This is a genomic window from Novosphingobium sp. PC22D (assembly GCF_002556635.1).
In the GTDB taxonomy this organism is placed as follows: domain Bacteria; phylum Pseudomonadota; class Alphaproteobacteria; order Sphingomonadales; family Sphingomonadaceae; genus Novosphingobium.
Window position 1 is genome coordinate 768,331 of record NZ_MWMO01000001.1, and the last position, 19,759, is coordinate 788,089.

Genomic DNA, 19,759 nt, shown 5'->3' on the forward strand with positions numbered 1-19,759 from the left:
AGGCAGACACGGCATTTTCTACAAGCTCTTGGCTCGTTTCGCGGCGGCTCAGGCCGCCGACGAGGCCGACTTGGGCTTGCGGCCGCGGCGCGCGTTGGGCTTGCGGCCAAGGCCGATCTTCTTGGCCAGCTCACGACGCTTTTCGGCGTAGTTGGGAGCGACCATGGGATAGTCGGCGGGAAGGTTCCAGCGCTGGCGATACTCTTCGGGCGTCATGTTGTAATGCGTCATCAGGTGGCGCTTGAGCATCTTGAGCTTCTTGCCGTCCTCAAGACACACGATGTAATCCGGCTTCACCGAGGCGCGGATCGAAACCGCAGGCTCCGGCTTGGGCTGTTCGACGGCTTCGGGACTGCCGAGACCGGAGAGCGCGCCGTACACGTTCGTGATGAGCGAGGGGAGATCCTCGACCGTAACGCTGTTGTTGCTGACATGGGCTGCGACAATGTCCGAAGTCAGTGTGATCAGGGTTTCACTCATGTCGGGGGCGATGTTTTCCATTTTTCGACCTTATCTTGGTGTATCGTTTTTGATGCGACCGTCTTTATGAATCGCGGGGGGGGGCGATGCATGGGGTGCATCCTTTACGCCATCACGCACTGATTTCAAGCGTCTAATAGCTAATCGGGAAGAACTGCCCGGGTTATGCCCAAATTCATGAAGATAGAGTACTTAGAAATCGCCTCTGATTTCACGCGCATAGGTAACCGCGTCTATCCGCTCGCCGGTGAACATTCGATAATAATCTCGGCGCTGGCCGACTATCGTGAAGCCGCTCGACTCGTATAGCCGCGAAGCAGGGTTTCCTTTGCGCATCTCCAGAAAAACACGGTTAACTTTACGTCGCGACGCGGATTCTATGAACGATCCAAGAAGATCTCGACCGATTCCCCTTAGCCTATACTTAGGGCGAACTGCGAAGAGGAGAAGTTCCTCCTCGTCGAATGCATGCCGCGATAGCGCGAAACCGGAACAGTCGCCCTCGACTTCGCTCAACAGATAGTGGCAATTGCCTATCCGCAAGGCATCTTCGACTTGTCGGCGATTCCAGGCTTCTCCGAACTGCGGATCGAAGGCTTCGGTCATGACCAGCATGATTCGGTCGACGTCTTCGGGGACCGGATGAAACGGGACGATCATTGCGCCGCGGCAGGCAGGCGCGCATCGGGCGCGCGGCCGTAGATGGGGGCAAGCGTGGCTGTCAGGAACGCCTCGTCGAGCAATGCGAAGCGGCGCGCGTCGGGCAGGAGCGGCAAGGCTCGGCCCGAGCCGCGCGCGGCGACCAGCGCCTCGGCCTGTGAGCCCGCGACGAGCGCTTCGGTCGTGTCGGCGGCGGCGGCGTCCGGTCGCATCGAGGCGAGCGGCCGCGACGGCGCGCCATCGGCGCCGAACCCGGCGACGAACCACTCGCCGTGGCCGCCGGTCATGGCGACACCGATCGGTTGCGCGCCGGCATCCTGGCGGGCTGCGGCGGCGACGAGCGCCAGCGTCGGAAAGCCCAGAACCTCGGCCTGCCAGGCAAGCGCGAGTGCCTGCGCCGCGGCAAGCCCGACCCGCAGGCCGGTGAAGCTTCCGGGGCCGAGCGATACCGCGATGCGCCCGGCCCTGCCGCGATCGGGCAGGGCGGCGATCATCGGCACCAGCCGTTCGGCATGGCCGCGTCCCAGAACGAGACACTCTCCGGCGATCAGTGTGCGGTCTTCGAACAAGGCAACCGAACAGGCCTCGCTCGCGCTGTCGATCACCAGTGTCCGCATCAGCCCCTCGACAGCAGCGCCGTCAGGCCGCGCGGACTTCGGTGACTTCGGGGACGTAGTGCTTCAGCAGGCCCTCGATCCCTTGTTTCAGCGTCGCCGTCGAGGACGGGCAGCCCGAACAGGCGCCCTGCATCGCGAGATAGACCACGCCTTCGCGGTAGCCGCGATAGATGATGTCGCCGCCGTCGTTGGCGACCGCGGGGCGCACGCGCGTTTCGATCAGGTCCTTGATCTGCGCGACGACGTCGGCGTCGGCCGGATCGTCCCCGGCCAGCTCTTCTTCCGCCGGGACGGCGATCGCGGCGGCGTCGGCGCCCGCGAACAGCGGCGCGTCACTGACGAAATGGTCGAGCAGCACGGCCACGACTTGCGGCTTCAGCGCGGCCCAGTCGGCGCCGGGCCCGGCGGTAACCGAAACGAAGTCGCGTCCGAAGAAGACGCCGGTCACGTCGCCCAGACTGAAAAGGGTATCGGCCAGCGGCGATGCCTCGGCGCTCTCGGGAGACGCGAATTCGCGAGTGCCCGATGCCATGACTTCGCGACCGGGCAGGAATTTGAACGTCGCGGGATTGGGCGTCGTTTCGGTTTCTATGAACATAGGCGCGATTTAGGCGCGAACCCCTTGGGGTCAAGGGCCAGAACGTCTTGCACGGCTGATAACAAAGCTATTCACTGGTCCTTAAGGCGTGGGCACCTTATAGACGCCCGATGTCGAAGTATCCGCGCGTCGCCGTAGCGCTTGCCACGATCCTCGCCCTCTCGGTTCCTGCGCATGCGCAGGATTCGGACCGGGGTATCGATCCCGTTGTCGAGTCCAGTCCCGTACCTTCCGCCGTCCCGGTCGCTACCGGCCCGGATGACAGCGCCGAGGTACCCTGGCTCTACCGCAACAGCGACGTTCCGCCCGACCGCGAATGGCAGTTCGGCGAGCTGGACAACGGATTGCGCTATGCGGTTCGCAAGAACGGCGTGCCCCCCGGGCAGGTCTCGATCCGCATCCGCGTGGATGCCGGATCGCTCTACGAAAAGGACGCCGAGCGGGGCTACGCGCACTTCCTCGAGCACCTCGTGTTCCGCCAGTCGAAGTACATCCCCGAAGGTGCCGCGATCGCCACCTTCCAGCGGCTCGGTGCGTCCTTCGGCAGCGACACCAACGCCGAGACGACGACGACGCAGACGGTGTTCAAGCTCGACCTTCCCGATGCGACGCCGCAGTCGGTCGACGAGGTGATGAAGCTCGTTTCGGGCATGATCACCGCGCCCAAGCTGAGCGCGGCCAACCTCAAGTCCGACTTGCCCATCGTGCTTTCCGAAATGCGCGAGCGCGGCGGCGCGGCCAAGCGCGTGCAGGATGCGATGCAATCGACGTTCTACGCGGGACAGCCGCTCGCGGTGCGTTCGCCGATCGGGACGATCGAGACGCTAGACGCGGCGACGCCGGAGTCTGTCCGCGCCTTCTACAACCGCTGGTATCGCCCGCAGAACGTGGTGATCATCGTCGCCGGCGACGCCGAGCCCGCATTCCTCGAAGCCGAAGTCGCGAAGTGGTTCGGCGAGTGGTCGCCGCCGGGCGAGCCGGTCCCCGCCCCGAGCTTCGGCGATCCCGTCGCGCCCGATGAAGTCGCCGCCGCAACGACGGACGATGGTGCGGCCAACGCCTTTGCCCAGACCCCCGTCGGCGAGACCAAGGTTCTGGTCGAGCCCGATCTTCCCGCTTCGGTCACTTACGCGATCCTGCGGCCCTGGCGGCAGGTGGACGATACGATCGTCTACAACCAGGGGCTCATGACGGACGCGCTCGCGCAGGCGATCATCAACCGCCGGCTCGAATCGAAGGCGCGGATGGGCGGCAGCTTCCTTACCGCGCAAGTCAACCAGGACGACGTCGCGCGCTCGGCCGACGCCACCTTCGTGCAGGTCACGCCGCTGACCGACGACTGGCAATCCGCGCTCGAACATGTCCGCGCGGTGATCGCCGACGCGCTCGCCAACCCGCCGACGCAGGCCGAGATCGACCGCGAGGTGGCCGAACTCGATGTCGCCTTCCAGGTTCCGGTCGAGCAGCGGCGACTGCTGCCCGGCTCGAAGCTCGCCGACGATCTCGTCAATGCGCTCGACATTCGCGAGACGGTCGCCGCTCCCGACGCGGTGCTGCGCATTTTCCGCGAGTCGATTCCGCTGTTCACGCCCGAGGCGATCCTTCAGCATACCCGCGGCCTGTTCGAAGGCACGGTGACGCGCGCGGTCTTCGTCACGCCGCAGCAAGGCGTCGCCAGCGACGCGGCGTTGCGCACGGCGTTGATCGAACCCGTCGCGCCCGACGATTCGGTGCGCCTCGCTTCGTCCGAGCCGGTCTCGTTCGATAATCTTCCCGCGGTCGGCGCGCCGGGGCAAGTTCTCGCCGCGACGCCCACCGGCCTGCTCGACATCCAGCAGATCGAGTTTGCCAACGGCGTCAAGGCGCTGCTCTGGCCGGTCCAGGAAGAACCGGGCCGCGTGACCGTGAAGGTCCGCTTCGGCGGCGGCTATCGCTCGATCGATCCCAAGGATGCGCCTTACGTCACGCTCGGCGAGATGGCGCTGGTCAGCTCGGGCGTCGCCACGCTCGGCCAGGAAGATCTCGACCGGATTTCGACCGGCCGGAAGATGGGCTTCAAGTTCGACGTCGAGGATGCCGCGTTCCAGTTCTCTGCGGAGACGCGCCCGGCCGATCTGGCCGACCAGCTCTACCTCTTCGCCGCCAAGCTCGCCTTGCCGCGCTGGGACGAGAACCCGTTCCTGCGGGCCAAGGCGGCGGCCAAGATCCAGTACGAGGCCTATTCCACGTCGCCGCAGGGCGTGCTCAATCGCGACCTGCAATACTACCAGCGCGGCAGGGACCCGCGCTTCGAGACGCCGACTCCGGCCGAGATCGAGAAGACCACGCCCGAAGGCTTCAAGCGGGTGTGGGAAAAGGCGCTTTCGAGCGGCCCTGTGGAAGTGCAGATCTTCGGCGACTTCGACTTGCCCTCGACGGTCGCGGCGCTGCAGAAGACCTTCGGCGCGCTCGCGCCGCGCCAGCCTGGCGTGACGCCGACGCAGCTTGCCGAGATCAGCCAGCCCAAGCCCTCGGATTCGCCTGTCGTGCTGCGCCATCGCGGCGATCCGGACCAGGCGGCGGCCATCATCTCGTGGCCGACCGGCGGCGGGTCGATGGGTATCACCGAATCGCGCCAGCTCGAGATCCTGACCCAACTCTTCACCAACCGGCTGCTTGATGCGGTGCGCGAGAAGCTGGGCGTGAGCTACGCGCCCTATGTCTATTCGACCTGGCCGGTGGACCTGCAGGCGGGCGGCGCGATCACCGCGATGGCCCAGGTCGATCCCAAGAGCGTGAAAGTCTTCTTCCAGACCGCCGACGAGATCGCGCAGGACCTCATCACCAACCCTCCGACCGCCGACGAACTCGCGCTCGTGACCGAACCGCTGCGCCAGCAGGTGACGCGCGCCGCCTCGAGCTCCGCCTTCTTCATGGGCCAGATCGAGGGCGCCACCTACGATCCGGCGCGCATCGCCTCGGTGCGCTCGGTGCTGATCGACTACACCGAGACCACGCCCGAGAAGATGCAGGCTCTCGCGGCGCGCTATCTCGGCAAGGACAACTCCTGGCGGCTGGAAGTCCTGCCGGAAGAGACGCGCGAGGCGGCGGCGTCGGACAGCCAGAAGGCGTCGAAGGTTTCGCTGCGCTGAGCCTTGCGGCGGAGGAAGATAGGTCCAGGTCATCCCGGCCCGGACCCGGCCCCGGATGGCGAAGGGAATAGGCCTCGGCTCGCCGGGGAGCCGCGCCCGATTACACTCATCACCCCAGCGGCTTTGCAATTCTTGCTCCGGGGCGGTAAGGGGCGCGCCTTGCTTTGCGCGCCGGCGGATCAAAGAGGCGCGCGCTTTGGAGTGAATGAACGTGGCGACGAACTGGACACCGGAGAGCTGGAAGACGCATGAAGCGCGGCACCTGCCCTCCTATGGCGATGCGGCGAAGCTGAGCGAGGTTGAGGTCACGCTCGCGAAGTTCCCGCCGCTGGTGTTTGCCGGCGAGGCGCGCGATCTCAAGAAGACGCTGGGCGACGTCGCCGAGGGGCGCGGCTTTCTGCTCCAGGGCGGCGACTGCGCCGAGAGCTTCGCCGAATTCAGCGCGGACAACATTCGCGATACCTTCCGCGTGCTGCTGCAGATGGCCGTGGTCCTCACTTTCGCCAGCAAGCAGCCGGTGGTGAAGGTCGGGCGCATGGCCGGCCAGTTCGCCAAGCCGCGCTCGGCGCCGACCGAGAGCGCGCAGGGCATGGAACTGCCGAGCTACTTCGGCGACATCATCAACGGTATCGAGTTCGAGCCCGAGACGCGGCGCAACGATCCCGAGCGGATGGTGCGCGCCTACACCCAGTCTTCGGCGACGCTCAACCTGCTGCGCGCCTTCGCGGGCGGCGGCTATGCCAACCTGCGCCAGGTGCACCAGTGGACGCTCGACCACATCGGCAAGAGCCCCTGGGGCGAGAAGTTCTCCGTGCTGGCCGACCGGATCAGCGAGGCGCTCGACTTCATGGCCGCCTGCGGGATCGATCCCGAGACCGTGCCCCAGCTCGAGGGCACCGATTTCTACACCAGCCACGAGGCGCTGCTGCTGCCCTACGAGCAGGCGCTCACCCGCCGCGATTCGCTCACCGGCGACTGGTACGACTGCTCGGCGCACATGCTGTGGATCGGCGACCGCACCCGCTTCGACGGATCGGCGCACGTCGAGTTCCTGCGCGGAGTCGAGAACCCGATCGGGATGAAGTGCGGTCCGAGCCTCGAGCCCGATGCGCTGCTGCGCCTGCTCGATACGCTCAATCCGCGCCGCGAGGCGGGGCGGATGACGCTGATCAGCCGCTTCGGCCATGAGAAGGTCGAGGAGGGCTTGCCCAAGCTGGTTCGCGCGGTGAAGCGCGAGGGGCACCCGGTGGTCTGGTCGTGCGATCCGATGCATGGCAACGTCATCAAGACCGAAAGCGGCCTCAAGACGCGTCCGTTCGACCGTATCCGCGCCGAGATCGAGGGCTTCTTCGCGGTGCACCGGGCGGAAGGCACGCACGCGGGCGGCATCCATCTCGAGATGACCGGCCAGGACGTGACCGAATGCACCGGCGGCGCCATCGCCATTACCGACGAGGCGCTCGCGGACCGCTATCATACGCACTGCGACCCGCGTCTCAACGCGGCGCAGTCGATCGAGCTGGCGTTCCTGATTGCCGACATGCTCAACCTGGAAGCGACTCAGCGGCACAAGCAGGCGGCCTGACGCGGTTGCCTGCGCCGATCTCCCGAATATGCCTCTCGGGGCATATTCGGGCATAAGTCGCATTTCGGGGGGAGCATTGCCGCGGGCCATGCGTTACCCTGCGCATGAACTTGGCGACAATGCGTATCGAACCGGTGGTGGGGGCGGGCTTGCGGGAGCAGTTCCACGAAGTCCGAAGGCTAAGCGAGGCGCTTGTTGCGCCCCTTTCCGATGCCGATGCGACAATCCAGTCAATGACCGATGCTTCGCCCGCCAAGTGGCACCTCGCGCATACGACCTGGTTTTTCGAGACATTTTTGTTGCGTGATCATCGCGACGATTATCAATTGTTTAGTGATGACTGGCCGTTTCTGTTCAATTCCTATTACGAGGCCGAGGGACCGCGCCATGCGCGGCCCGAGCGCGGCATGCTCTCGCGGCCCTCGCTGGACGAAGTGCGCGACTATCGCGCCCGCGTCGACGCGGCGATGGAACCGCTGTTCGGCAGACCCGAACTCGTCGGCCTGATCGAACTGGGCCTCAATCACGAACAGCAGCACCAGGAGCTGCTGCTCACGGACATCAAGCACGCCTTCTCGCGCAATCCGCTGGGCCCGGCCTATCGCGAGGCCGGGGGCGGCGCGGCCCCTTCCGCCGACGGGATCGGCTGGCGCGAGCATCCGGGCGGGATCGCGCAGGTCGGCCACGGCGGCAACGGCTTCGCTTTCGACAACGAAGGCCCGCGCCACCGCGTGCTGTTCGAACCCTTCGCGCTCGCCGACCGACTCGTGACCAATCGCGAATGGGCCGACTTCGTCGAGGACGGCGGATATCGGGCTGCATCGTTGTGGCTTTCGGACGGATGGAGCTGGGTCAAGCAGGACTCTCGCGAAGCGCCGCTATACTGGCGCGATGACGAGGAATTCACGCTGGGCGGCTGGCGCAGCCGCGACGATGACGCGCCCGTGACCCACATCTCGTACTACGAGGCCGATGCCTACGCGACCTGGGCCGGGTATCGCCTGCCCACCGAGCACGAGTGGGAGGTGATGGCGCAGGGCGAAGATGCCGACGAGGGGTGCCAGCTCGACGATCCCGAAGAGGCGGACAGCTTCGCGCATCCGCGCGGCTCTGCCGGACTGTTCGGCGATTGCTGGCAATGGACCCGCTCAGCGTACCTGCCGTACCCGCGCTTTCGCGCGGCCGACGGCGCGGTCGGCGAATACAACGGCAAGTTCATGAGCGGCCAGTCGGTGCTCAAGGGCGCGAGCTGCGCCACGCCGCGCGGCCACTCGCGCGCGTCGTATCGCAACTTCTTCTATCCGCAACAGCGCTGGCAGTTCACCGGCCTGCGGCTCGCAAGGGATCTTTGATCATGGCCACGGCCGCAAGCCGCCGCGATTTCGAATTTCGCGCGAACAGCCTCGAATGCCGCTTCCGCGACGACGTGCTCGCCGGGCTCGGGCAGGAGCGCAAGGCGATCCCGGCGCGCTGGTTCTACGACACGCGCGGCAGCGAGATTTTCGAGGAGATCACGCAGCTTCCCGAGTACTATCCCACGCGCGCCGAAGTGGCGACGCTCGAACAGCACGGCGGTGAACTGGGCGAGGCGATCGGGCCGGATCGGATCGTCGTCGAGTTCGGCGCGGGAAGCGCCACCAAGACGCCGCTACTGCTCGATCGCATCGCCCCCAGCGCCTATGTTCCGATCGACATCGCGGGCGAGTTCCTGCGGCAATCCTGCGCCGCGCTGGCAGAGAGCTATCCCGATCTGCCGATCTTTCCGATCGAGGCGGATTTTACCCGCGCGACGCCGATCCCGTCCGAACTGCTCGGCCACGAGCGCCTCGGCTTCTTTCCGGGATCGACCATCGGCAACCTCGAACCGCGCGCCGCGGTCGATCTCCTGCGCGAAATGCGCGCGACGCTCGGCGACGGCAGCCTGCTGCTGATCGGCATGGACCGGATCAAGGCGCCCGGAACGCTGCTGGCCGCCTACGACGACGCCGCCGGGGTCACCGCTCGGTTCAACCTCAACCTCGCGCGGCGGATCAACGACGAACTCGACGGGACGATTCCGCTCGACGCGCTCGTTCATCGCGCGGTGTGGAACGAGGATCGGGCGCGGATCGAAATGCACCTTGAAGCCACGCGCGACATCAGTTTCCATGTCTGCGCGCGCTATTTCACCCTGCTCGCGGGCGAGACGATCCATACAGAGAACAGCCACAAGTACGATGAGGCGGGCGCCCGCACGCTGCTCCTCGCCGGCGGCTGGGAGCCGACCCATTTCTACAGCGATCGCGACAATCGCTTCATGGTCGTCCTCGCCCGGGCGATAGAGACGGCGATCACGCCCTGATCGCTTGACCGCCGCGCGCCTCGGCCGCGATGTCCCGAACGAGAGGACTTGGCGGGGAGCGAGGCGGACATGGACACGGACGGCAGCATCGCGCGGGCACGGCCATGAGCGATGCGTTCGATCTCGCGGGCCGCGTCGCGCTGGTGACCGGCGGTGCGAGCGGTATCGGCGCGGGCATCTGCGAGGTGTTGAGCGAGGCGGGCGCGAAAGTCGTCATCGCCGACCGCGACGAGGGCGGCGCGCGCGCGCGGATCGAGGCGGGGGCCGCTCACGACTTCGTCGCCATGGACCTCGCCGACGAGGCGTCGGTCGTCTCGGCCTGCGCGCAGGCGGTCGCGCGCCATGGCGTACCCTGGCTGCTGGTCAACAACGCCGGGTTGCAGGACCGCGAGATGTTGCTCGAAGGCACCGTCGCGCACTGGGATCGGATCGCCGCGGTCAACGCGCGCGGGCCGTTCCTCACGATGCGCGAGATTGGACGGGCCATGGTCGAGGGCGGCCAGGGCGGGCGCATCGTCAACTGCGCCTCCTCGAGCCTTGCCGGACAGTTCGTCGGCGGGCTCACCGCCTATATGGCGAGCAAGGGTGGGCTCGCGGCGATGACCACGGCCGCCGCCTTCGAGCTGGCCGCGCACGGCATCACGGTCAACACCGTGCTGCCGGGCGGGGTCGGCACGCCGGGCGCGATCGGCGCGAATGGACCGCCGCCCGAGGGGCCGGGAAACCGCAAGCCGCCGCTCGGCTATTGCACGCCGCGCGACATTGCCGGCGCCGTGCTCTATTTCGCCAGTCCTGCCGCGCGGCTGGTGACCAACCAGGCGCTTTGCGTCGACGGTGGCTTCACCGTCACCTGAGGCGGCGTGATCGGACGCGAAAAGGGCCGCACCTCGCGGTACGGCCCTCCAGCGGTTCCATCGGGTTTTGAAAAACTATTTCGGCGGCATCCGGATCGCACCGTCTAGGCGGATGCACTGGCCGTTGAAATAGGTGTTGCGCGACAGCTCCATGACCAGCGAGGCGAATTCCTCGGGATTGCCGAGGCGCTTGGGGAAGGGCACGGCCTTGCCCAGACCCTCGAACACGGCCTCGTTCATTTCCTTGACCTTGAGCATCGGCGGTGTCGCGAAAGTGCCCGGCAGGATCGCGTTGACGCGGATGCCGAGGTCCATGAGGTCGCGCGCCATCGGCAGGACCATGGCGTTCACCGCGCCCTTGCCGCCGCCGTAGGCGACCTGCCCGATCTGGCCGTCCTGCGAGGCGGCCGAGGAAGTGAAGATGATGCAACCGCGCTCGCCGTCCTCGTTGAGCGGATCGGCATTCGCCATGCCGAGCGCGGCGATCGAGGCGATGCGATAGCTGGCGGTGAAGATGCCTTCGGCCGAACGCGCGATCTGCTCGGTCGCGGTGCGCTTGTAGGCGCCGGTCTTCTTATCGAACGAGACGGTCTTGCCGCCGCCCGCGACCACCGCGCAGTGAACGACGATGCGTTCCTGTCCATGCGCCTCGCGCGCCTTGGCGAAGCCGGCCTCGCAGCTTTCCTCGTCGAGGATGTTGACGTTGCAGAAGACGCCGCCGATTTCCTTGGCGAAGGCCTCTCCGGCCTCCTCGCTGATATCGAAGATGGCGACCTTGACGCCCGCGTCGGCGAGCGCCTTTGCGCTGGCGCGGCCGAGGCCCGAGGCGCCGCCGGTCACGACGGCTGCGATGGTGTTGTCGATCTTCATGGGCATCCTCCGGCCATTTCGCGATTCGCGTTTGCCGGGTCTGGCTAGCCAAACCGGCCCTGCATGTCGAAACGCTGGTGGTCCGCGCCATGCAAGTATCGCCCGAGCGGACTGCTGTACTGCACGCGCAATCGGGCTTGCACCTCCTGCCGAGCGCCTTGCGCATCCGGACGAGAGCGCCTTGGATGGCTTTCGACAATGGCATGGTCATCCGATGACCGGGAGAGAACTGCAATGGCTGAAGGCGACGTCACCCTCGATACCAGCGATGTCGACAAGTGGATCGGCAAGCCGATCGTATTCGCCGAGTTCTGGGACCCTTGCAGCGCCACCGACATCCGCCGCTGGGTCCAGGCGATGGACTACGCCAATCCGCTCCACTGGGATGAGGTCTTCGCCCGCGATTCGAAGTTCGGCGGGATCGTCGCGCCGCAGAGCTTCACCGTGGCGATGGACTACGGGCACGGCTGCCATCCTTCGTGCGTCGGCAAGATTCCGGGCTCGCACCTGATCTTTGCGGGCGAGGAGTGGTGGTTCTACGGCAATCCGATCCGCCCCGGCGACAAGCTGACGCAGGAACGCATGTTCGCCGGCTACAAGGTCACCGACACGGCCTTTGCCGGCCCGACGATGTTCGCGGACGGCGATACCGTCCACCGCAATCAGCACGGCGCGCTCGTCGCCAAGGAGCGGGCGACCTCGATCCGCTACCTCGTGGAAGAAGCCGCCAAGCGCAAGGTCTACGACAAGGGCAACGCGCCGCCCAAGCTGTGGACCCGCGCCGAGCTGGAGGAAGTGAACGCGTTGCGCCTCCAGTGGATCAAGTCGAACCGCGACGGGATTTCGCCGCGCTTTGCCGACGTGAAGGTCGGCGATACGCTGCCGACCCGCGTGATCGGCCCGCACAGCCGCGTGACCTTCGCGCTCGAATGCCGGGCGCACAAGCAGAACATCTGGGGCACCTGGCGCTGGAATCCGCCCGAGGGCATCCATGATCCGGCGACCGAGGACGCGGGTTTCGGTTCGGACATGAGCTACGACTTCGAGGCGCGCAAGATCGACCCGCGCCACGGCGACGGCCTGTTCCATGGGCCGAGTTCGGGCCATATCAATGCCGAGAAGGGTGAGAAGGTCGGCATGGGCGGTGTCTACGGTTACGGCTCGTCGATGAACGCCTGGCACCTCGATACGGTCGCCTACTGGGCCGGGCACGAGGGCTACATCTGGCATTCCAAGACGCAGTTCCGCTCGCCCGCGTTCGAGGGTGACGTGACCTACATCGACGGCGAGGTGATCGACAAGCAGGAGACCTCGCCATACGGCATGCCCGTCGTCACGGTGCAGACCAAGATGACGACGCAGGAGGGTTCGACCATCCTCAAGGGGACGGCGCAAGTCTCGCTGCCGCGCTGACCGGCCGGACGGAACGGGAGCAGGACATGGCCGACCGCGAGGACATCATCGAGCGGATCAATCTCTATGGCCTCGCGATGGATACGCGGCGCTGGGACCTGTTCGATCGCGTCTTCACCGCGGATTGCGACGTGGACTACGGCGCCACGTCGCACTGGACCGATCGCGCCAGCTTCAAGCGCGACTTCGGCAGCTTTCACGAGCTGTTCGACGCGACCCAGCACGTGATGACCAACCACCTTGTCGCGGTCGAGGGCGACCGCGCGAACTCGCATACTTACGGCATGTGGCGGCTGATCCGCCATGCGGCGGGCAATCCGCCGGTGTGGGACGGCAGCGGTACGTATGACGATACCTGGGTGCGCACGGATGCGGGCTGGCGTATCGCCAAGCGCGTGTGCCGCGTGGTGTTCTGGACCGGCAACCCGAAAGTGCAGACGCCGATGGACGACATCGCGTTCCAGCTCGATCTCGTTTCGATCCGGGGCGAGGGCGAGGCGGGCCGCATCGGCGTGCTCGACAAACTTTAGAAAAAGCCGCGCAAGTCGGATATCGACAAGGCGGTTCGCGCCGGTCAGTGGTAGGCGTCTGGGGCAAGCGGCGAAAATGCGCGGCTGCAAGAGGGAGAAAGCCGCGTGAGCTATATCGGCGAATTACGCCGCAACGCCCGTCCCCTGGCGGCGGCGAGCATCGGGGCGGGCACCAGCCTGCCGCTGTTCGCCTATACGAATTCGGTTTTCGCGCCGCACCTCGTCGCCGAGTTCGGCTGGTCGCGCTCGCAGTTCGCGCTGATCGGGCTGACGATGCTCTCGACGTTGCTGGTGCTGCCCTTCATCGGCCGCTTCACCGACAAGTTCGGCGTGCGGCGCATCGCGATCCTCGGCACGATCCTGGTGCCGCTCTGCTTTGTCGGATACGCGTTCCAGACCGGCGCTTTCGCGTTCTTCGCCACCGTTTCGACACTGGTGCTGGCGGTCGGAAGCCTGACCAGCCCTCTGGTCTACACCCGCCTCATCGCCGAGAATTTCGAACGGGCGACGGGACTGGCGCTGACCATCGTCAATTGCGTTCCGGCGGTGCTGGCGATCCTGCTGGTCCCCGCGACGAACTGGTTCATCGAGCACTACGGCTGGCGGCCGGCCTATCTCGGCCTTGGCCTGCTCACGCTGATCGCGGGGATCGTCGCCATCGCGCTGATCCCGGCGGGGTCGGGCGCGGGGCACGAGCCCGAACCGGGCGCGAACGTGCCGGATTATCCCGCGACAGCCGAAGTCCACCGCCCCGCACGTGAGGACTATCGCGCGATCCTGACCAGCGGGGTGTTCTGGATCGTGTTTCTCGGCATGTTCCTGTGCCTGTTGCAGACCCCGCTCCATGCCTCGCAGATGAACCTGATGCTGGTCGACCAGCGGATCAGCGCACAGACCGCCGCCAACATCGTCACGCTCTATGCCGCCGGCACGGTGGTCGGGCGGATCGCCTGCGGGCTCGCACTGGACCGCTTCGCCACGCCGATCGTGACGACGCTCTCCATGGTATTGCCTTCACTGGGGTTTTTCCTCTTGGGATCGGATCTCGATACCGTCGCGGTGATCAGCTTCGCGATGTTCCTCGTCGGCCTTTCGGTCGGGGCCGAGAGCGATCTCATCTCCTACCTCGTGGCGCGCTATTTCAAGCTGCGGATCTACAATTCGACGCTCGGCCTCGTGTACTGCGTTTCCTTCCTTGCCTCGGCGCTGGGGGCGCTGGGGATCAGCCGCTCGCTGGCGCTGTTCGACAGCTTCTCGCCCTATCTCTACTTCGTCGCCGCTTCGATCGCCGTGGGCAGCTTGCTGTTCCTGCTGCTGCCCTGGTCGAAGACCCATGAAAAGGTGGGGTGACGCCAACCGGGAGAAGCCGATGCCTGTCTACAAGATCCTGCTGTTCATGAAGCGCAAGCCGGGCATGAGCGTCGCGGCTTTTCGCGACTACTACGAGAACAGGCACGTTCCGCTCGCGCTCAAGTATTCGCGAGGGGTTTCACGCTACTTGCGCCGCTATCTGGAACCCCAGCGGCACGCCGAAAGCGGGACTTGCGAGGAACTTCCCTACGACGTCGTCACCGAATTGTGGTTCGATGACGAGGCGACCTGGCGCGGCACGGTCGATTACATCGCCAACAATGTCATGCCCGACGAGATCGTGGCCGACGAAGCGAACCTGTTCGACCGCGCGACCATGCGCATGGCGACCGTGGTCGAGTGCGAGACCGAAATGGCCGGTTGAGGCTTCGCCTTCTGCGTCGCACGGATGTCATACTCGCGATGCAGGGCGCGCGCATGGCTTCCCGTCTTCGCGCCTCGCGCCTCCCGCTCGCTCTTGTCGCTCCGCTGCTCCTGGCCGCCGCACCGTTGCAGCTCACGGCGGAGGAAGAGGCGCGCTTTCCCGCCGAGGAAGCCAACCAGGGCGTCGCGAGCGGCGAGCGCGTGTTCTGGGCGATCGGCAATCAGGAGATCGGCAAGTACGATGCCCGGACCGGCGAGCGCCTCGCGCACTGGCAGGGCGATCCCGAGCGCTTCCCGCACCTCAATAGCTGCGAGCTGGCGGGCGAGAAGCTGGTTTGCGCCTCCTCGAACTATCCGGCGACGCCGATGGCGAGCGAACTCGTCTGGTTCGATGCGGCGACGCTGACGCTCGAGCGGATCGACCCGCTGGGACACGGTCACGGCTCGCTCACCTGGTTCGCGCGCCACGACGGCGCCTCGTGGGCCTGCTATGCGAACTACGACGGCAAGGGCGGCGAAAAGGGCCGCGATCATCGCGCCACGACGCTGGTCCGGATGGACGATCACTTGCGCGAGACGGGCATCTGGACCTTCCCCGACACGGTGCTCGCGCGCTTTGCGCCGAGGAGTTCCTCGGGCGGCTCGTGGGGCGCGGACGGGCTGCTCTACGTCAGCGGTCACGATGCCCGCGAACTTTACGCGATGCGCGTGCCCGAAAACGGCAAGGTGCTCGAGCACGTCGCCACGATCGCGACGCCGACGGGCGGACAAGCGATCGCGATCGATCAGGACGAGCCGGACGTGCTCTGGTCGATCGAGCGCAAGACCCGCGACGTCGTGCGCAGCCGTCTCCCCGAGGTCGCGGTCGCGTCGATTTCACAGGACTGACGCGGTTCCATCATCGCGGTGTCGCAGTTCGCGGCTAGCCGCGAACCTACCGTTTGATCGCCAGGCTTCGGGGGCGCATGCGACAAGGGACAGCAGTTGTCGCGGCTCGGCCTCGCCGGCCGCGTCTGCGCTATCTGATGGGGCTCAGCGTGCTGATGGGCGGCGCGCTGGTGGCGCAGCCGACCGCGCCGAACCTGACGGTGGCGCTCGGCAAAGGCGCTCCGCGCGCGTCCGGCGAATTCGACGTGCTCACCTACAACGTCAAGGGCATGCCCTGGCCCCTGGCGCAGGGACGCCCGGCGGCGCTCGGCGCGATCGCCGGCCGTCTCGCACGCATGCGAGCCGAGCGGCGCCAGCCGCAAGTCGTGCTGCTGCAGGAGGCGTTCACGCCCGAAGCCAAGGCAATCGGCCGGCTGGCGGGATATCGTTACGTCGTCGAAGGTGCCTATGTGCGCGGCGCGCCCGGGGATGGCGAGATGGCCGGGCGGAGCTGGCGGCTGGGCGAGACCGTCCCGGCGATGCTCGACAGCGGGCTGATCGTCCTGTCCGACTACCCGGTGCGCCGGGTCTCGCGCGCGGCGTTCCCCGCCGCCGCCTGCGCGGGCTACGATTGCCTGGCCGCGAAGGGCGTGCTCGTCGTAGAACTCGAGCTGCCCGGCGGCAGGACCCTCGCGGTGGCGACGACGCATTTCAACAGCCGCGGCGCCTCGGCCGCGCCGCGCTCGCGCACCGCCGATGCCTATGCCCGACAGTCGCGCTTCCTCGCCGACTATCTCGCCCGGGTGCGCGAAAGCGGCATGCCGCTGGTCCTGGCGGGCGATTTCAACCGGGGCGACCGCCCGGCGCGGATCGCGATGCTGTCGCGCGCCCTTGGTACCCTGGGGGGGCATGACGCGCCGCGAGATGCGCTGACGCAGAGCGTGGCAAACGATGCTTCGGGCCATGTCCGGTCGCGCGACGCGGCCTGGATTCGCAAGCGGGGGCGCGACCTGCAATATGCTCTCGACGGGGAAACGCTGAAGGTGCGGCCCGTCGGCGTGCAGATTCCCTTCGGCACCGAACCCGACGGTACAATGCTCTCCGATCACATGGGGTACACCGTGCGCTACCGCATCGCGCCGCGCATGCCGGGGCGAGCGCCGACGACATAGGCGAAGCCCGCCGCGGTCAGCGCGCTCGCGGCCAGCACGCAGAGCGCCACGCCTTCGAGCCCCCAGGCCGCCATGGCCCCCGGCATCGCCGCCAGCGCCAGTCCCAGCGGCACCGCACGAATCGCGAAGGCAAGCCCGGCACGCGCCTGCGAGACGAGCAGCGCATCCCAGTTCGCGGCGAAGAGCTCGGCCGCGCCGGCGAGCGCGAGAATCACCATCGCGCCGTGCGCGAAGCCGAATCCCGGTCCCGCCAGCCAGACGAGCGCGACACCGCCGAGCAGCCACGCGAACCCGACGGCGAGCGCGCCGGTCAGAAGGCTCAGCCGCGCCATTCGCGCCGTGATCGCCGCCGCCTCGCCGCCCGCGCGCACGAGTTCGGGATAGAGCGCGCGCCCCACCGCTTCGGCGAGCTGGACGAGCGCCTGCCCGAGCTGCGAGGCGACCCGGTAGCCGCCCGCGAGCGCCGCGCCGCCCAGCGCCCCGACGAGCAGCAGCAGCACTTGCTTGGCGGTGACCGCGAGGCTGCGCGAGAGGTTGGTCGCCCACACGAAGCGCCAGGCGTCGGCATGGCGGGCGGGCAGGCGCGTCAGGCTCGGCAGCGGCACCCGTTTGCCGTGGACGCGCAGCGCGATGATCCAGAAGGCCGCGGCGCAGGCGATCTCGGCGAGTGCCCAGACCGCGACGAAGCCGGCGATGCCCGGCGCGAAAAGCGCCGCGATCCCCGCGCCCGCCGCGCGCGTGGCGGGCAGCGCGGTCTCGGCGAGCGCTGCCTTGCCGTAGCGGTCGTGGAGCCGCAGCAATCCGGTCGGCGTCGAGCGGATGGCGAGGAGGGCGGCGAGGCACAGCGCGAAGGCCGGCAGCCGCAGGTCGGGCGGGAGCGGCAGCCAGAGCGGCGCGCTCCAGCATACGAGGGCGGCGATCACGGTGCCGCAGACCACGCTCAGCGCATCGAGCGCGAGTGCGAAGCCGAGGGCGTCGTCGACCTCGCGTTCGGCGGTGCCCCAGCGCACCACCGCCTGCCAGGTCTGGAACGTGGCGAAGCCGGTCACCGCCTGCGCGAGCACAACGATCAGCGAGAAGCGGCCGAAGTCGTCGAGCCCGAGCGTGCGCGTCGCGAGCGCGAGGTAGACGAGGCTGAACAGCGCGTTGACCCCGCGCGAGCCGAGCAGCCACCCGATATTGCGAAAAAGCCGGGGCATCCAGGCGCGAATAGACCTCGGCTCCGGCCCGCTCAAGCGACGACGGGGCGCTGCGCTGCCTCGATCACCTCGGCAACGCGGCGCATGTCGCTGGCGAGGCGCGCGGGAAGGGCGTCCGCGGCGAGCGCGGCGAACTCGCGGATCAGCGGCATCGACAGGCTGATGCGCAAGGTACCCGCCCAGCCGCCATCCGCGCGCGCCACGCACTTGACCGGCTGGCCCAGTCGCAGGCCGCGCGCGGCGAGCACCCGGTGCCAGCGCTGCGCGACGACGATGTCGGGCGAGCCCGCAAGCGCGGAAAGGTCCAGCGTGGCGAGCGTTGCGAGATGCAGTCCGGCGCCGCCCAGCGACGGCGGCACAAGCCGCGCGCCGAGCCGCTCGCCGAGCGCCCGCACCGCCGCGCCGAATGCGCCGATCACCCGCGCGCGCGCATCGGCGGCAACGGCGTTGAAAGCCTCGAGCTCGAACAATGAGGCCTCTAGCCGCAAGAGCAGGCCGGGATTGGCGTCGACCGGCAGCGCCGTGCAGGCGCGCCAGCCCACGGGCCACTCGCCGCGCCGGAAGACGCGCGCAAGGCCCTCGGGCAGCGGCGCGCGCGGCGCAAGCGCGGGTGGAACGAGCGCGAAGCCCGAGAAGGGCGGGCCGCCCATGAACTTCGATCCGGTGACGAGCACCACGCAGCCCCTGTCGAGATAGGCCTGGAGTTCGCTCCCTTCGAGCCGCGCCTGGCAGGCGTCGACCACGAACGAAAGATCCGGACCGTGGCGGTCGAGCAGTTCGTCGATCGCGCCGAGATCGGGCAGGACGAGACCGGTCTTCGAGCCGTGGACGACATGCGCCAGCAAGTGCCGGCCTTGCGCCTTCGCCTCGCGCGCGGCGGCGTCGATCGCGTCGCGCACCGCGGAACACGTGAGCGCCTCGCCCGCCTCGCGCACGGGGATGCCGGCAAGCCGGGTGTCGCCCAGCCCTTCGACCGGATCGCCCTTGACGATCGGCAGGCCGAGCGCGTTCTCGTTCGCGAAGTGACGCCCCGCCGCCGAGAGGATGCAGCCGCTGCCGACTTCGTCCGCGCCGAGCAGGAGATTGGTAACGGGCCGGGCCGAATGCGCCGCCGCCAGCGCCAGCGCGACATATTCGAGATCGGTGCCCGAGGGCGCGAAGACCATATCGGTGGCCGGGTCGAGCGCCCATTGCGCGCGCAATCTCGCGCGCAGGCCCTCGAGCGCGGCGGCATAGTGATCGGCGTCCTGAAGCGCGCCGGCGGGCAGCGCGGCGGCGACGCGTTCGAGGTGCCGGAAAGCGTCGAGCGAGATGTCGTTGGCGGTGGAGGAGGCATAGCCGAGAGTCGCGCGCGGAAAGGGCGAAGCGCCGTAACGGTTGACGTTCGCGCCTCGTGGAACCGAAATCCGGCTGTCTCCGCCCGAAGCGAGCAGTGCGGGAAGGAAGGCGGTACTTGTCATCGTGGACATTTTTCCGGCGGTTATCCAATGCGATCTTGCATCGCTACCGCGTCTCGGCGACAGTCGCGTGACGAAATCTTCATACGGCTGTCACATGGACTTCATGCGGGTGTCACACCGATCGACGATCTGGCGACGGATGCAGACCCTGATCTTCGGCCCTAGGCTCAGGATCTGTAATTGCAGAGCTTGGCGGTGCCGATCCCTTGAGGGTTTCATGGATCTGTCCGCACTGGCCCGGCCGAAGC

The 19,759-nt window shown here is 67.4% G+C and carries 18 protein-coding genes; 11 read left to right on the top strand and 7 right to left on the bottom strand.

Annotation, left to right across the window (positions count from 1 at the left end; genetic code table 11):
- Window positions 1-48 precede the first annotated feature (48 nt).
- From B2G71_RS03595 to B2G71_RS03610, 4 genes are all read right to left on the bottom strand, one after another.
- Entirely contained in the window at window positions 49-501 is a 453-nt protein-coding gene (locus B2G71_RS03595; protein WP_098104347.1) for a MucR family transcriptional regulator, read from the bottom strand.
- 171 nt (window positions 502-672) lie between these two features.
- Window positions 673-1,095 (bottom strand): GNAT family N-acetyltransferase, encoded by a 423-nt coding sequence (locus B2G71_RS03600; RefSeq protein ID WP_098104444.1) that lies wholly within the window; start codon window positions 1,093-1,095, stop codon window positions 673-675.
- Between the two features lie 41 nt (window positions 1,096-1,136).
- On the bottom strand, window positions 1,137-1,757 hold the full coding sequence (tsaB, locus tag B2G71_RS03605) for a tRNA (adenosine(37)-N6)-threonylcarbamoyltransferase complex dimerization subunit type 1 TsaB (protein WP_098104348.1): 621 nt from the start codon (window positions 1,755-1,757) through the stop codon (window positions 1,137-1,139).
- A gap of 22 nt (window positions 1,758-1,779) precedes the next feature.
- Window positions 1,780-2,355, bottom strand: coding sequence for a NifU family protein (locus B2G71_RS03610; RefSeq protein WP_098104349.1), 576 nt, complete (start codon window positions 2,353-2,355; stop codon window positions 1,780-1,782).
- Between the two features lie 110 nt (window positions 2,356-2,465).
- Here B2G71_RS03610 and B2G71_RS03615 point away from each other — a divergent pair, with 110 nt between their 5' ends.
- The 5 genes from B2G71_RS03615 to B2G71_RS03635 all read left to right on the top strand — a co-directional run bounded on the left by B2G71_RS03615 (window position 2,466) and on the right by B2G71_RS03635 (window position 10,266).
- Window positions 2,466-5,486 carry an insulinase family protein gene (locus B2G71_RS03615; protein ID WP_098104350.1) on the top strand — a complete coding sequence of 1,007 codons (3,021 nt, stop codon included), beginning with the start codon at window positions 2,466-2,468 and terminating at the stop codon, window positions 5,484-5,486.
- A 211-nt stretch (window positions 5,487-5,697) separates the two neighbouring features.
- Complete coding sequence (locus B2G71_RS03620; RefSeq protein ID WP_098104445.1) at window positions 5,698-7,071, top strand: 3-deoxy-7-phosphoheptulonate synthase class II; 1,374 nt, start codon at window positions 5,698-5,700, stop codon at window positions 7,069-7,071.
- Between the two features lie 119 nt (window positions 7,072-7,190).
- Window positions 7,191-8,423 carry an ergothioneine biosynthesis protein EgtB gene (gene egtB, locus B2G71_RS03625; RefSeq protein ID WP_240529987.1) on the top strand — a complete coding sequence of 411 codons (1,233 nt, stop codon included), beginning with the start codon at window positions 7,191-7,193 and terminating at the stop codon, window positions 8,421-8,423.
- Between the two features lie 2 nt (window positions 8,424-8,425).
- Window positions 8,426-9,412 (top strand): L-histidine N(alpha)-methyltransferase, encoded by a 987-nt coding sequence (gene egtD / locus B2G71_RS03630; RefSeq protein ID WP_098104352.1) that lies wholly within the window; start codon window positions 8,426-8,428, stop codon window positions 9,410-9,412.
- Between the two features lie 104 nt (window positions 9,413-9,516).
- Window positions 9,517-10,266, top strand: a complete 750-nt coding sequence (locus B2G71_RS03635; protein ID WP_098104353.1) for an SDR family oxidoreductase — start codon at window positions 9,517-9,519, stop codon at window positions 10,264-10,266.
- 75 nt (window positions 10,267-10,341) lie between these two features.
- Here B2G71_RS03635 and B2G71_RS03640 read toward each other — a convergent pair whose 3' ends face one another.
- The gene (locus B2G71_RS03640) at window positions 10,342-11,136 is read right to left on the bottom strand and encodes an SDR family oxidoreductase (protein WP_098104354.1); all 795 of its coding nucleotides are present in this window, start codon (window positions 11,134-11,136) and stop codon (window positions 10,342-10,344) included.
- Window positions 11,137-11,370: 234 nt separating this feature from the next.
- Between B2G71_RS03640 and B2G71_RS03645 the strand changes: the two genes are divergently transcribed.
- The 6 genes from B2G71_RS03645 (at window position 11,371) to B2G71_RS03670 (ending at window position 16,852) form a co-directional block, all read left to right on the top strand.
- Window positions 11,371-12,549 (top strand): MaoC family dehydratase N-terminal domain-containing protein, encoded by a 1,179-nt coding sequence (locus B2G71_RS03645; RefSeq protein WP_098104355.1) that lies wholly within the window; start codon window positions 11,371-11,373, stop codon window positions 12,547-12,549.
- A 26-nt stretch (window positions 12,550-12,575) separates the two neighbouring features.
- Window positions 12,576-13,079 carry a nuclear transport factor 2 family protein gene (locus B2G71_RS03650; protein WP_098104356.1) on the top strand — a complete coding sequence of 168 codons (504 nt, stop codon included), beginning with the start codon at window positions 12,576-12,578 and terminating at the stop codon, window positions 13,077-13,079.
- Window positions 13,080-13,184: 105 nt separating this feature from the next.
- Window positions 13,185-14,429 carry an MFS transporter gene (locus B2G71_RS03655; protein WP_168176234.1) on the top strand — a complete coding sequence of 415 codons (1,245 nt, stop codon included), beginning with the start codon at window positions 13,185-13,187 and terminating at the stop codon, window positions 14,427-14,429.
- A 19-nt stretch (window positions 14,430-14,448) separates the two neighbouring features.
- Window positions 14,449-14,814, top strand: a complete 366-nt coding sequence (locus B2G71_RS03660) for an EthD domain-containing protein (protein WP_098104358.1) — start codon at window positions 14,449-14,451, stop codon at window positions 14,812-14,814.
- 53 nt (window positions 14,815-14,867) lie between these two features.
- Complete coding sequence (locus tag B2G71_RS03665; RefSeq protein ID WP_098104446.1) at window positions 14,868-15,701, top strand: hypothetical protein; 834 nt, start codon at window positions 14,868-14,870, stop codon at window positions 15,699-15,701.
- A 137-nt stretch (window positions 15,702-15,838) separates the two neighbouring features.
- Window positions 15,839-16,852, top strand: a complete 1,014-nt coding sequence (locus B2G71_RS03670) for an endonuclease/exonuclease/phosphatase family protein (protein ID WP_098104359.1) — start codon at window positions 15,839-15,841, stop codon at window positions 16,850-16,852.
- On the opposite strand, the gene B2G71_RS24010 is transcribed toward B2G71_RS03670, so the two are convergent.
- Together B2G71_RS24010 and B2G71_RS24015 are read right to left on the bottom strand one after the other, a co-directional pair.
- A complete protein-coding gene (locus B2G71_RS24010) occupies window positions 16,807-18,051 on the bottom strand; it encodes a lipopolysaccharide biosynthesis protein (RefSeq protein ID WP_168176235.1) in 1,245 nt (414 codons plus the stop codon). The genes B2G71_RS03670 and B2G71_RS24010 overlap by 46 nt on opposite strands.
- Before the next feature lie 32 nt (window positions 18,052-18,083).
- A complete protein-coding gene (locus B2G71_RS24015; RefSeq protein ID WP_168176236.1) occupies window positions 18,084-19,511 on the bottom strand; it encodes a hypothetical protein in 1,428 nt (475 codons plus the stop codon).
- Between the last annotated feature and the right edge of the window lie 248 nt (window positions 19,512-19,759).

Bases quoted from the DNA above. Each gene is read 5' to 3' on its own strand.
- B2G71_RS03595 (WP_098104347.1), bottom strand. From the start codon at position 501: ATGGAAAACATCGCCCCCGACATGAGTGAAACCCTGATCACACTGACT.
- B2G71_RS03600 (WP_098104444.1), bottom strand. From the start codon at position 1,095: ATGCTGGTCATGACCGAAGCCTTCGATCCGCAGTTCGGAGAAGCCTGG.
- tsaB (WP_098104348.1), bottom strand. From the start codon at position 1,757: ATGCGGACACTGGTGATCGACAGCGCGAGCGAGGCCTGTTCGGTTGCC.
- B2G71_RS03610 (WP_098104349.1), bottom strand. From the start codon at position 2,355: ATGTTCATAGAAACCGAAACGACGCCCAATCCCGCGACGTTCAAATTC.
- B2G71_RS03615 (WP_098104350.1), top strand. From the start codon at position 2,466: ATGTCGAAGTATCCGCGCGTCGCCGTAGCGCTTGCCACGATCCTCGCC.
- egtB (WP_240529987.1), top strand. From the start codon at position 7,191: ATGCGTATCGAACCGGTGGTGGGGGCGGGCTTGCGGGAGCAGTTCCAC.
- egtD (WP_098104352.1), top strand. From the start codon at position 8,426: ATGGCCACGGCCGCAAGCCGCCGCGATTTCGAATTTCGCGCGAACAGC.
- B2G71_RS03635 (WP_098104353.1), top strand. From the start codon at position 9,517: ATGAGCGATGCGTTCGATCTCGCGGGCCGCGTCGCGCTGGTGACCGGC.
- B2G71_RS03640 (WP_098104354.1), bottom strand. From the start codon at position 11,136: ATGAAGATCGACAACACCATCGCAGCCGTCGTGACCGGCGGCGCCTCG.
- B2G71_RS03645 (WP_098104355.1), top strand. From the start codon at position 11,371: ATGGCTGAAGGCGACGTCACCCTCGATACCAGCGATGTCGACAAGTGG.
- B2G71_RS03650 (WP_098104356.1), top strand. From the start codon at position 12,576: ATGGCCGACCGCGAGGACATCATCGAGCGGATCAATCTCTATGGCCTC.
- B2G71_RS03660 (WP_098104358.1), top strand. From the start codon at position 14,449: ATGCCTGTCTACAAGATCCTGCTGTTCATGAAGCGCAAGCCGGGCATG.
- B2G71_RS03665 (WP_098104446.1), top strand. From the start codon at position 14,868: ATGGCTTCCCGTCTTCGCGCCTCGCGCCTCCCGCTCGCTCTTGTCGCT.
- B2G71_RS03670 (WP_098104359.1), top strand. From the start codon at position 15,839: ATGGGGCTCAGCGTGCTGATGGGCGGCGCGCTGGTGGCGCAGCCGACC.
- B2G71_RS24010 (WP_168176235.1), bottom strand. From the start codon at position 18,051: ATGCCCCGGCTTTTTCGCAATATCGGGTGGCTGCTCGGCTCGCGCGGG.
- B2G71_RS24015 (WP_168176236.1), bottom strand. From the start codon at position 19,511: ATGACAAGTACCGCCTTCCTTCCCGCACTGCTCGCTTCGGGCGGAGAC.